Genomic DNA, 12213 nt, shown 5'->3' with positions numbered 1-12213 from the left:
AGAGAAGTTAAGCTGCCCAGCGCCGATGGTACTTGGGCTTGACCCCGGGAGAGTAGGTCGCCGCCAATTTTTAAGAAAGCCTCATCGCTACGCAGCGGTGGGGCTTTCTCCGTTTGTACAACGCGGTTGGAGACCGCGATGTACGACGCAGCCTCCGGCTGCGAAGTCTCCCGAGCCGCCCCAGCATAATGCGGTCTCCGACCGCGCGCCAACACCCCTCCAAACAACTCCAAACCCAAACAAAACGTTGAAGAAGTGACGTTTGTCGAATAAGCTTCCGGCCATCCCCCGCCAGCGGCTTATCTTTAATAAAACATTCCGACCATGTTACTCTTCACCGCCCTGGCACTTTCTCTTTGGTTTTGGCGCAGAAACCTCAAAGATGCATCCCTCTGGATGGTGCTGACCTACGCCGGGGTAGGCTTACTGGCCTGGACGGACTTCCATTCCGTGTCGGTTGCCGCCAATGCCTTTCCGAAGATCCTGAAGGACTTCATCATGCTCGGCATGGTAGGCTTCGTGCAGTCGATGGCCGTGAAGAAGCAGATTTCGGTGTGGAGCGCCGTCATCCTCATTTTCGCGATGTTTGCTGCGGTTCATTTCCTGCAGGAACTGATCGAAAGGGAGGAAGCGGAGGTTGTTTCCATGGTTTCGGACAATGAGGTCAGCTATCTAGTGGAGCTCAGGGAGGGAATAAGTGCGGATGAGCTCGAGCGCTTTGCCGCGGACCGACAACTCGACTTGCAGCGCGCCTTTTTTCCCGACGCGGCTTCCGAAACATTACTGGACAACTACTATGTACTAGAAGGGGAAGGCACGAAAACGGAAATCGAGCAGCAGCTAAGCCGTTTGTCCTCGGTCGAGTACAGTGAGCCGAACGAGACTATCCTGGTAGAGCCGTTCCTGTCGCCCGACTACATGAGCGAAGCCTCCTCCAACTCTTCGCTGTCCATCAATGATCCATTCACCGGCGAGCAGTGGGCGATGGAAGTGCTCAATATGAATGACTACTACCAGGTCCTGCACCAGCAGCAACCGAAGAAACAAGCTAAGGTGGTGATCCTGGATACCGGGGTAGACGGCCAGCACGAGGATCTGACGGATAACTACTTCTCCATCGAGAGTAAGTACGATAACGACCCCCATGGGCACGGTACGCACTGCGCAGGCATAGCCGCCGGCGTGACCAACAACGGCGTCGGCATAGGTAGTCTGGCCGGTGCGGGTGACAGCCCCTTCGTGGAAATCAGCTCCGTGAAGGTGTTGAGTGCGGGTGGAATGGGCCAGCAGAAAACCATTATTGCCGGCATTATTGAAGCCACCGATGAGGGGGCCGATGTCATCTCCCTCAGCTTAGGCGGTCGCAGCAATCAGAGTAGCCAACGCGCCTACAGTGCTGCCGTGGCTTACGCACACCGTGCCGGAGCGATTGTAGTCGCCGCTGCGGGAAACTCCAACCGCGACGCTAAGGATTTCGCCCCCGCCAACGCCGAAGGGATGATCACGGTAGCCGCGGTAGACCAGCTGCTTCTACGGGCGCCCTTCAGTAATCGAACGGACAACATTAAAATGGCCATCGCCGCGCCGGGCGTAGGGATCTACAGCACCGTACCCGGTAACGAATACAAAAGCTACAGCGGGACCAGTATGGCCTGCCCCTTCGTAGCTGGCCTGCTCGGTGTGATGAAGTCCCTGAATCCCGAACTGGATTATCGGGAGGCTTACGCCATTCTGAACACGACCGGTCGCCAGACCACCGAAACCCGCGTAACCGGTCCCATCGTGCAGCCCGCTGCGGCCCTTACCGCCCTGATCCGGTAAAGCGAATTATTTTGCGGGATGGACTTACAGTTAACGGATAAAGTAATTGGCGTAGGCGGAGCCACCAGTGGCCTGGGGCTTGCGGTAACCAAACGACTAATTGAGGAAGGAGCGATTGTGGTCGGTTTCGCCCGAAGCCAGGACAAACTCGCCGCACTGTGGGATACCTACGGGGATCAATTCATCGCCCATCCTGCCGATACACACAACAACATCGCGGTGCGTAAACTGGGCGAACTACTTATTGAGAAGGAGGCCTACGGATGTATATTCAATACCGGCGGCCCTCCGACGGGAAAGGTAGCCGAACTGTCCATGCAGGATTGGGATTCGGCCTATACCAGTACGCTACGCTGGAAAATCGCCCTCTCCACGCAATTACTGCCCATGATGCGGAAGCGCGGTCACGGAAACCTGCTTTTCCTGGAAAGCGTGTCCATCAAGCAGCCCATCGATAACCTCGTGCTGAGCAACACGATGCGTGCCGCCGTTGCGGGATACGTGAAAACCCTGAGCCGGGAAGAGGGCCGTGACGGTTTGCGGGCAAATATTCTGGCTCCCGGATATCATGCTACCGACCGGATCACCGCCGTCCTGGATAAAGCCGCCGAATTACAGGGAGCAGATCGGAAAAACATCGAGAAAGAATTCCTGGCGGAAGTGCCGAACGGGGATATGGGGGATCCGGCGAATTTCGCGGCAGCGGCCGCCTTCCTGCTATCGCCCCTTGCCACGTACATTAATGGACAGACGGTCACGGTGGACGGCGGGTTGGTGCGACACATCACTGGCTAGGCGACTGAGGTCTGTGTCCTATCCGAGTTAGCGCCAGAATGAATCACTCCCGAAGTTACTTGTACTGCCGGTTTACCTAGGTACGTTCCGGCCGGCCCATCCGGTTGTCGATCCACCTCATCGCGGGCGTGACGCTCAGCCCATGCACGATGATGGAGACCAGCATCGTAAAGTTTACAATGGACCAAATGCCATCGATGGATGGGAAGGCCTCGCTGTTATGCGCGTAGGCCAGATAGTATAGCGAGCCCACCCCGCGAATGCCGAAATAGCTCAGGGCCAGTTTCTCCACCCAGGGTAGTTTCGACGGCAAGAATCCGATGAGGCCAGCTATTGGTCGAATCAGGAACAAAAGGGCCAGCCCGAGTAGGGCACCCTCCCAGGTGAGATCACGGAGTCCACCGGTACCGATGATGCCCCCGAAAGCAATGAGAAAGATGCCGAGAACGGCCTGCTCTACCTGATCGGCCGCTTCGTAGCTTTCTATCTCAGCCTGCTTCGCTTCGTCGTCGTACCGCACGCGACGGCTGACCACGGAGGCGACGAAAACGGCCAGGAAGCCATAGCCCTCGCAGATTTCGGTAACGGAATAGGTGATCAGCGTTGCCGCGAGAATGAAGAATCCCTCTTCAATTTCCGTCTCACGGATTTCCGCCATTTTATCCTTGAACTTGAAGAAGAGGAAGGACAATCCTTTTCCGATCAGGTAACCGAGCAGGGCCCCCATTCCGATCCGGTATCCGAAATCCCACCATGCCCACTCGATCAGCGTATCCTTGATGGAAACGGCATCCACGAGGCCGATAGCCAGGTATACGAAGGGAAAGGCCAGGCCGTCGTTCATACCCGCTTCGAGGGTAAGTCCGAAGCGAACTTCATCCTCCGGCAAGTCTTCATTCGGAGGGCCTACCTGCACGTTGGCCGCGAGAACGGGATCGGTAGGCGCGAGCACCGCTCCGAGTAGAAGGGCACTCGCCGGAGCGAGCCCCACCCACCACCACCCCAAAAAAGCAACCGCCGCGATGGTTAGCGGCATCGTTATTCCGAGTAAATAGAGGCCGGCACTCCAGTTCTTCAAGCTCGGAACGCGATCTAATTTTAAACCGGTAGCGGCAAGGGAAACGATCACGATGAATTCCGTGATGTACTCCATCAACTGCCGGTCGAGGCGTGCATCTTCCGGATTCATCAACGGAAGGTCGAGAGGTAAACTAAAAATTACGAAACCGAAAGCAACGTAGATGATGGGAAGGCTGACCATCTGATTGCGTATCAGGCTGGGCAGGATAAAGGTGCCCAGCAGCGCCAGACCAGCCAAAAACAACAGTAAAATATGAGTGGTCAATGGGTGTTTGTTTGCAGTCCAAACCGGGCCCCGGAGCCAGGGTTCGATTGCCGATTGGCTTGCCTACCTTGGCATGCGTTAATCCTGCGCTCCGCCGCCCAAACTGTCTGCCATTATGCACCACCAGCGTTCGCTTTTCTCTCTCCCTCCGGATGAAACTTACCTCAATGCCGCCAGTCGCTCCCCGCAGTTGAAGGCGGCGGCGCAGGCGGCGCGGGAAGCCCTACGGTGGCGCGAAGAACATAGCGGAATGCCCATTCCGGCTTTCTTTGAGCCCGTTGCCAGGTTACGCGCATCTTTTGCCCGGCTAATGAATGGCAAAGAAAGCGATCGGGTGGCGCTGATCCCGGCAGCAAGCTACGGGATCGCTACGGTGGCCAGGAATCTACCGTTGAAGTCCGATCAGGAAGTGATCGTTGTACAGGATCAGTTCCCGAGTAATTATTATTCCTGGCACCGCCGCTGTGAGGAAACCGGAGCCCGACTGGTGACCGTACCCAAACCCGCGAACGCGATACGGTGGTCTGACCGTATCCTGGAGGCCATTTCCCCACGTACGGCGGCGGTCGCTATTCCGCATTTACACTGGTCGGATGGAACCGTATTCGATCTGGAGGCCATCCGCGCTCGTACCGATGAGGTTGATGCATGGCTGGTCATCGATGGAACCCAGTCGGTCGGTGCCTTGGCCTTCGATGTCGAACGGATCCGTCCGGATGCCCTGATTGCCGGAGGATACAAATGGCTGTTGGGGCCTTACGGCTGCGGATATGCTTGGTATGGCCTACGCATGGACGATGGCATCCCCCTCGAAGAAAATTGGATAAACCGTGCCGGAAGCGACGACTTTGGCTCATTGGCCCGCTACAGCCATGCGTATCGTCCGCTCGCTACCCGGTATTCCGTAGGGGAGCACAGCAATTTCATTAGCATTCCTATGCAGCAGGCCGGGTTGGATCTGCTGAACAGCTGGTCGCCCGATACGATTCAAAACTACACGAAAGGGCTTTGGGAATCGATTGAAGGCGAACTCGAAAAGCTGGACTTGCCACTGCCCACCGCCTGCGCCCATCATCTGGTAGGTTTAAAACTGCCCGGTCACATTAATCTGGAGAAATTGAAAGCCGAGCTGACAGCAAGAAAGATCTCCGTCAGTTATCGCGGTGAGATGGTGCGGGTGGCGCCGCACGTTTATAATACGGAGGAGGACATGGGGCGCCTGGTGGAAGCTATCGGCAGCAGCAAGACTACTCGAATTTAAAGCTGTAGGACAGGCTTACGATCGGAGAGCCGAAAATGGTGAGTTGATAACTGGCCAGCGGACTACTGCCGAATATCTGGGCATTCTCGCCGCTGTCCCGGGGCTGGTAATAGATATTGTAGGCATTCTTGCGCCCGTAAAGGTTATAGACGGTGAGCGTCCAGTCCCCAATCCAGCGACGGTGGCGCATTCCCGGGTTGTGGATCGTCCAGCTCACGTCTAGCCGGTGGTAGAGGGGCAGGCGGGCGTTGTTCCGTTCCAGGAAAATGGGTACGGTCAGATTTCCGATGGGCAGATAGCCGTTCGGTACGCTGTACGGGCGATTACTCTGGACGACCAGGTTAAGACTGACCCGGTGCGTACGCTGGTCGTCGAAGGTGAAGTGGGTGTTGACCGTATGGGGCTGGTCGAAGTAACCGCGGTACCAATCGCCGCCGTTGATCTGGGTGGTAAGCCCCGGTCCGTCTACCCGGTTGAAGGCCCGGGCGTAGGTATAATTGACTTCACCGCGAAACAAGCCACCGGTTTTCCGCAGACTGAGTTCGCCGCCGTACGTCCGGCCCTGCCCCTGGAGCAGATCGGTTTCCACGTCCGGGCTAAGGAAGAAGTCGGCTCCGGGTTTGTACTCCAGCAGGTTGCTGATGTCCCGGTGATAGCCTTCAAGGCTCAGTTCGTAGGCTTCACCCAGGAGTTGGTAAGCACCAAGGCTGTAGAGATGGCTTCGCTGCGGTAGGATGTTATTATCGGATACTTTCCACCGGCTACTGGGCAGGGGAGTAGTGGAGTTGAAGATATTCTGAAGGTACTGCCGGTTAAGCGCATAGGAAGCTTTCAGGCTGGTTTGCGGCCCAACCTGGTAACTTAAGCCGATGCGGGGTTCCAGACCGCCGTAGGACTGCATAAGGGAACCCTCACCGAAAGTGGTAACCGCGCTCGTGCCTCCGCTAAGGCGCTCGATATCTTCGTAAAAGCGTTGTTCTCCCGGTCCCAACCGGGCAAATTGGGTGTACCGCAGACCCGCCGATACGGTCAGCTTGCTGCCTATCTGCCATTCGTCTTCCACGAAACCACTGATTTCCATGGCCTGCTCGCGCTGAAGGGATACCGCGGTCACGTTAGTCGAACTCCCGGGTGAAAGTTCTCCCGGACTAAGTTGGTAGTGAGCAAGTTGGATGCCTGCCGTGAGACGGTGACCGGCTTCGTCGCCGAATTCCAGTTTGCTGGTCAGCCCGTGGTAAAGAATGCCCGAACGATAAATGACCTCGTTTGCGGCATCCACTTCCGGAAAGATGACTTTGGGTTGGTGATCGCTCCGCACCACTTGGGTCAGCAGGTTGCGCCGCCAGAAGACGTGGAGCCATTCCAGGCTGCCGTTGGTGGTCGAATAATCGTACTGATTCGACCGGGCAATCACGCCGGCGAATCGATTGATCAGATCCAGCTCGTAGAAATCGCGGCTGTAGAAACCGGAGAACGTAAGCATGTCGTTCTCGCCGGCCTGGTAGCGCAGCTTTATGGTGGCGTCCCCGAATTTGCTGCGGGTATTTTTCAGCCGGTCGAAGGCCTTGAATACAAAATCATTTAAGCCGGCCCGGGCGGCCACCAGCAGCTTCAGGCTTTTGTCACGGGTAACCGGGGTTTCTACGCTCAACCGGCTGGACACCAGCCCGATACCTCCCTGAAGTTTCAGGTGGTCGCTGGTAGGATTTCGGGTGCGAACGTCCACAACGCTGGCAATACGTCCGCCGAACTGGGCCGGTATGTTCGCCCGGTAGAGGTCGACGCTTCCAACGGCATCGGGGGTGAAGACGGAGAATAGGCCGAAAAGGTGCGTCGGAGTGAAAACGGGTGCCCCGTCTTGCAGCACCAGGTTCTGATCGACCGTCCCGCCCCGGATACTTAGCCCGTTACTGGCTTCCCCGGCGGAGTTCACCCCGCTAACGAGCTGGAGGCCGCGAAAAACATCTACCTCCCCGAGCGCGACCGGGAGAAGTTCGATCTCGCGGATATTGAGTTGTTCAACGCCCATCACGGGCCGGGCCAGACGCTCGGCGGCGTTATTGCTGCTTACGGTTACGGTTTCCAGCGTTGCCGCGACGGGGACGAGCCGGACGGTAATCTTCACCGTAGGATCCTCCTCCAGGCGAACGCGTTGCCTGAACGCCTCGTAGCCTACGGACGAAACCAGAAGGGTCAGTTCCTCCCGCCGCGTGGTAAACCGATAGATACCATTCTCATCTGTCATGCCACCCTGTGGACTATTGGCTACCTGTACGTTGACGTAGGGTAGGGGCCCGCCGGTGATTGAGTCCGCGACTGCAACCTCCACCCGCCAATCGGCCTGGGCGAACACACCGGTGCTCCAGAGAATGACCAGAACGGAGGAAAGTATTCGGAAAAGCATGATCGCGGGTTGTACGGCTGAATGGCACGGATGCATTAATCGTTCCAGCCGTCAGGTTCGGAAGCCGTTCGGTTGGGTCCGTCACAGGGAGCGCTGGGCGGCGAAGGGAGTAGGGGTTCGTAAACCGGTGGTTGGGGAATGGATATTGGGGTTCCATCCGTGCTGTCACGATTCCACGCCAGTCTGTCGGTGCTCACCGACCGCGCACTTACGTATCCCAGAACGGTCGTTTGCCGGTCGCTGACGTCGCGCAAATTGCCGTACAATGGGGCAGGGAGAGGCGCATTCAGCCCGGCACTCCCTTCGGTCAGGTCCTTCAATACGCTGAAATACGCGAACGCTTTTCTGGTGATGGCGTACTGACGTACCTCGGCCAGTATTCTACCCACGCCTGCGAAATCGATGCGGGCGGCAGGCACGGCCGTATACTGACCCCCGGGATTGAGCTCATCCGATAATAATTGAAAGGCATCGCCATCCGTAAACGCCCAGCAGGGATTCAGGCAGGAATAATCGTAATGATCAACCAACCGGCTGCTGGCTGTTTCGACGCATACCCCGTTGCGATACACTGATTTGTGGCAAGTGGCACATATGCTTAGCTGGCTCCAGGTGCGGTGTGTATATAGATAGAAGTTATCCGTATCTGCGGGATCAACAATATCTACTAACAGGGAGAAGGCTGGAACGAAGCGCTGCCGCGAATCACTGAAGTAGGCTTCCTGATTGAAGCTCAGGCTCAGGTTGGAAAAGGGGACGGCTTGTGGAATGCGTTCCGGGTCCGATTCGATGATCTCCCCGCCGGCCAGCTGTATGCGGACGTGATACGTCTCTCCCTCGCTAGCTGCGAAATCGTTCGGGGGAAGGTATACACCCGTTTGCGCGCTTTTTAACCAAGCTACCTCCGCTCCGCTCCCGTCGATGCTGAATACCAGGGCGTCACGGATGGGTTCGAGTACGTAGCGACCGAAAGATAGATCGCTACGTCGGATCCGGATTTCATTGCCCGCTCCGCCGGCTACGATGCCGCCTTCTACCAGTATGAATCCGGTTGTATAGTCGTACACCGGTTCGATGGGATCCACGCAGTGCTGTAGCAACAAACAAGTAAGCAACAGGCACCAAGCGTATTTCATTTACCGGGGGATTGGACCCGAATTTACCATAATTAATTTTGGCCGTGACAACATCGATCGGTTCGAAAGTAACGGACAAAAAAAAGCCCCTTCGCCGAAGGCGAAGGAGCGAAACTTAAAGTCGATCATGCAAAAAAAATTCTTACTGCAGGGACAAGCTGGTTGTGTAGGCTGGTTCCTGAGGCACGCTGACGGTGACGAAGTATTCGCCAGCGGGTAGTTTTTCTAGGTTGTAAGCGCGCTGTACGGTGGGGCTGGTACTGACCCGATCTTTGAGGACTTCCATGCCGTCTTTGTCTGCCAGACGAATGGCCACCTTGTTGCTCGCTGTGTTGAGGTAGGTAATCGTCAGCATATCCTCTTTGAGGTTGACGCGGGGGAAGAAAGTGCGGCTTGCGAGTGCGGGGTCGGCCTGTACACCATCGTTGTCGATGATCATGGGCTGAATGGTACGTCCCAGTTCGTCACTCAGTACGATTTCGTACTTACCGGCGGGCAGGGCGGCGAGTTGGAAGCGGGAGTTCAGGTAGCTTCCACTGTCGAGGCGGGCGGTGTGTAAAATCCGTCCTTGGTTATCTAGAATTTGTAACTTGCTATCGGCATCAAATTCAGTGAGGCTGCGTAAAACGACGCTTTTGGAGGTTGGGTCGGCCTGAACAATCAGGTCGGCGGGGTTAATGGAGGCGGAGAGAGTAAGTGAGAAAAGGAATGCGAAAAGTGAGATAGACGTTTTCATAATAAAAGGATTCAAGGGTTGAGAAAAATTGGGGTTATTTACTTCGGCGGGGGTTATTCGCCATTCATGATCAACTCCTTGTACCACAAAGGTGGGGGTCTTTCGGAACCGAATCAGCGCATAAATTGGCAGCCCTTCCGCAGATTTTCACCACTTGAAATAGGCCGGGTAATTTGCGCGCAAGCCGGGGTAATTCCTGCCCATCCCGAACGTTAACTATAGGTCGCACGACGCGTTTATCTTGTACCTACTTCGGTTATCATCGCCGTCGCCCGTCTTAACCACCCCAAATAATCCCAGTAATATGGAGACGACTTCCCAACCTGTCAGAGAGCGGGTCACTCCGGCTCCTGGTACGTCCTTCCTAGTCAAGCATTATCCCGAACCGAAAATCCGGGTCAATAAGCTGCCGAAGTGGCACTATCACCCTGAACTCGAACTGGTATTCGTACGGGGCGGCCACGGCCGCCGGCACGTAGGTTCGCACATCAGCCACTTTCAGGATGGCGACCTGATCCTCATCGGCTCCAATCTTCCCCACCTCGGTTTTACCGACCGGATGACCAAAAACGAAAAGGAGACGGTTGTCCAATTCGCTCCTAGCTTCCCCAACAACGAATTTCTGGAGATGCCGGAAATGAAGGCAGTTCGTGATCTGATGCACCGTTCACGTAACGGGATCAGCTTCCACGGCAGGACGCGAACTGTTCAGGGTAGCCGACTGGAACGATTGATTACCCTTCCACCGCTGGGACGGTTGCTGCTCCTGGTAGACATCCTGAACGAACTGGCCCTTAGCGACGAGTACGAAAGCCTGAACGCGGAAGGCTTCCACTTGCAGGTCGAAACGCACGGCTTCGAACGCTTCAATCAAATACAGGACTTTATCGGAAACAACTTTGATCGGGATATATCTCTGGACGAGATCTCCGGCGTAGCATCCATGACCGTACCGGCCTTCTGTCGCTATTTCAAAAAAACGACGGGGAAGACCTTCGTTACCTACCTCAATGACTTCCGAATCGTGTACGCCTGTAAGTTGTTGGCCGACGACCATTCGACCATACAGAACGTAGCCTTCGACAGCGGATTTAATTCGATGAGCCAGTTCAACCGGGCCTTTAAGAAGCATACTAATATGACGGCTTCGGAGTACCGGAGTAAATTCCGCCTGAACGTCAGTGGCGGGCTGCCCGGCATCGAGTAGGCCTTCCGTACCTTTACGGACATGACCTTCGCCGACCTCAATCTCGGAAATCCCCAACTCAACGCCCTCGATGATCTGGGCCTGACCACGCCCACGCCAATCCAGGAGCGCGCCTTTTCCGTGATCATGTCCGGTAAGGATGTCGTTGGCATCGCCCAGACGGGTACGGGTAAGACCATTGCGTACCTTCTGCCGCTGATCCGCCTGTGGAAGTTCCGTAAGGATCCGTACCCACAGGTGCTGATCATTGTCCCGACCAGGGAATTGGTCGTCCAGGTAGCCGAGGAGATCGAAAAGCTAACCGCTTACCAGAACGTGGTCATCGCCCCGGTATACGGCGGCGTTAACCTCAAACAGCACGCCGCCCTGATCGAGGCCGGCTGCGATTTCGTCATCGGAACGCCGGGACGCCTATACGATCTGATCGTCACGGGCAGCCTGAAGTTCCGCGGCCTGAAGTACCTGGTGATCGACGAGGTGGACGAGTTACTGGAACTCGGTTTCCTGCCCCAACTGCAGAAGATATTCGAACTGCTACCCGAGCGGCGGCAGAACCTGTTGTTCTCCGCCACCATGACCCCGGAGGTGGAAGCGATCATCGCGGATTCCTTCAATTTCCCGGTCACGATCGAGGCGGCCCCTTCGGGTACCCCACTGGAGAATATCGATCAAGCCGTTTATCACGTCCCGAACTTCAACACCAAGGTCAATCTCCTGCTCCACCTGCTGAGCGATGCGAAGGAATTCGATCGGGTACTGGTCTTCACCCCCGGCAAGAAGCTGGCCGACGTCCTACAGGAAAGGCTGGAAGAAAAATACCCGGAGATATCCGGTGTCATCCACGGCAATAAGAGCCAGAACTATCGCTTCCGGAGCCTCGAGCGTTTCCAGGCGGGCGAGCACCGCGTGCTTATCGCTACCGATCTGGTTAGCCGTGGCCTCGATCTACAGGGTGTTTCCCACGTCATTAATATGGACGTACCCGAGCAGCCCGAAAACTACATCCACCGTATCGGCCGTACCGGCAGGGCGGAAGAACACGGTCAGGCCATTACCTTCGCCACGGAGGAAGAGGCCGACAAATTTCAGACCATCGAGGATCTCATGGGCCAAACCGTTCCCGTTCTGCCCATCCCCGAAGAGGTGGAGATATCCGATGAGCTGATTCCCGAGGAACTTCCCCAATCGCAGCAACCTCAGGTGGAGGTGAAAATCGAAGTCAGCGACCGCGGCGCGTTCCAGGAAAAGAAGGAAAGCAATAAGAAGCGCCCGATGACCCGCCAGGAGCTGCAGGAGTATCGGCGGCGGAAGAAGGCCCGGGGTAGGAAGCGGAAGTAGTTTTGCGTTGATCGTCGACTTCGCCGGTTAGTGCGCTTCGCTTTTTAGTCGGCTTCGGTGTTGTGTGCGGGAACATCGCATGCCGCCTTTCCTGAGGGGGTACGGCCGGGACGGACGAAGCCAGGAACGTGGACATGACAAGACTTTTTGAAGGGCTCCACGCTGAAAGA

Annotated in this window: 9 protein-coding genes; 5 read left to right on the top strand and 4 right to left on the bottom strand. The window is 56.3% G+C overall.

Translation table 11 applies throughout. From position 1 onward, the window contains the following. Positions 1-324 precede the first annotated feature (324 nt). Positions 325-1821: a S8 family peptidase gene (locus DRW39_RS17510; RefSeq protein WP_116108362.1), complete on the top strand. Its 1497-nt coding sequence runs from the start codon at positions 325-327 to the stop codon at positions 1819-1821. A gap of 18 nt (positions 1822-1839) precedes the next feature. After that, entirely contained in the window at positions 1840-2616 is a 777-nt protein-coding gene (locus tag DRW39_RS17505) for an SDR family oxidoreductase (protein ID WP_116108361.1), read from the top strand. A 76-nt stretch (positions 2617-2692) separates the two neighbouring features. Here the strand turns inward: DRW39_RS17505 and DRW39_RS17500 are convergent, their stop codons facing one another. Continuing rightward, complete coding sequence (locus DRW39_RS17500) at positions 2693-3961, bottom strand: cation:proton antiporter (protein WP_198664927.1); 1269 nt, start codon at positions 3959-3961, stop codon at positions 2693-2695. Positions 3962-4076: 115 nt separating this feature from the next. Between DRW39_RS17500 and DRW39_RS17495 the strand changes: the two genes are divergently transcribed. Further along, complete coding sequence (locus DRW39_RS17495; RefSeq protein WP_116108360.1) at positions 4077-5222, top strand: aminotransferase class V-fold PLP-dependent enzyme; 1146 nt, start codon at positions 4077-4079, stop codon at positions 5220-5222. Here DRW39_RS17495 and DRW39_RS17490 read toward each other — a convergent pair. The 3 genes from DRW39_RS17490 to DRW39_RS17480 form a co-directional block, all read right to left on the bottom strand. Next, positions 5209-7626 carry a TonB-dependent receptor gene (locus tag DRW39_RS17490; protein ID WP_116108359.1) on the bottom strand — a complete coding sequence of 806 codons (2418 nt, stop codon included), beginning with the start codon at positions 7624-7626 and terminating at the stop codon, positions 5209-5211. The genes DRW39_RS17495 and DRW39_RS17490 overlap by 14 nt on opposite strands. 35 nt (positions 7627-7661) lie before the next feature. Beyond that, entirely contained in the window at positions 7662-8762 is a 1101-nt protein-coding gene (locus DRW39_RS17485) for a DUF4249 domain-containing protein (protein ID WP_116108358.1), read from the bottom strand. Between the two features lie 142 nt (positions 8763-8904). Further along, positions 8905-9498 (bottom strand): hypothetical protein, encoded by a 594-nt coding sequence (locus tag DRW39_RS17480; protein WP_116108357.1) that lies wholly within the window; start codon positions 9496-9498, stop codon positions 8905-8907. Between the two features lie 304 nt (positions 9499-9802). Between DRW39_RS17480 and DRW39_RS17475 the strand changes: the two genes are divergently transcribed. Next, complete coding sequence (locus DRW39_RS17475) at positions 9803-10705, top strand: AraC family transcriptional regulator (RefSeq protein ID WP_116108356.1); 903 nt, start codon at positions 9803-9805, stop codon at positions 10703-10705. Between the two features lie 21 nt (positions 10706-10726). Next, entirely contained in the window at positions 10727-12043 is a 1317-nt protein-coding gene (locus tag DRW39_RS17470; RefSeq protein WP_116108355.1) for a DEAD/DEAH box helicase, read from the top strand. The last annotated feature ends 170 nt before the right edge of the window (positions 12044-12213 follow it).

Source organism: Lewinella sp. IMCC34191 (assembly GCF_003390935.1).
In the GTDB taxonomy this organism is placed as follows: domain Bacteria; phylum Bacteroidota; class Bacteroidia; order Chitinophagales; family Saprospiraceae; genus Neolewinella.
This window is presented reverse-complemented; position numbering and strand designations above follow the sequence as displayed.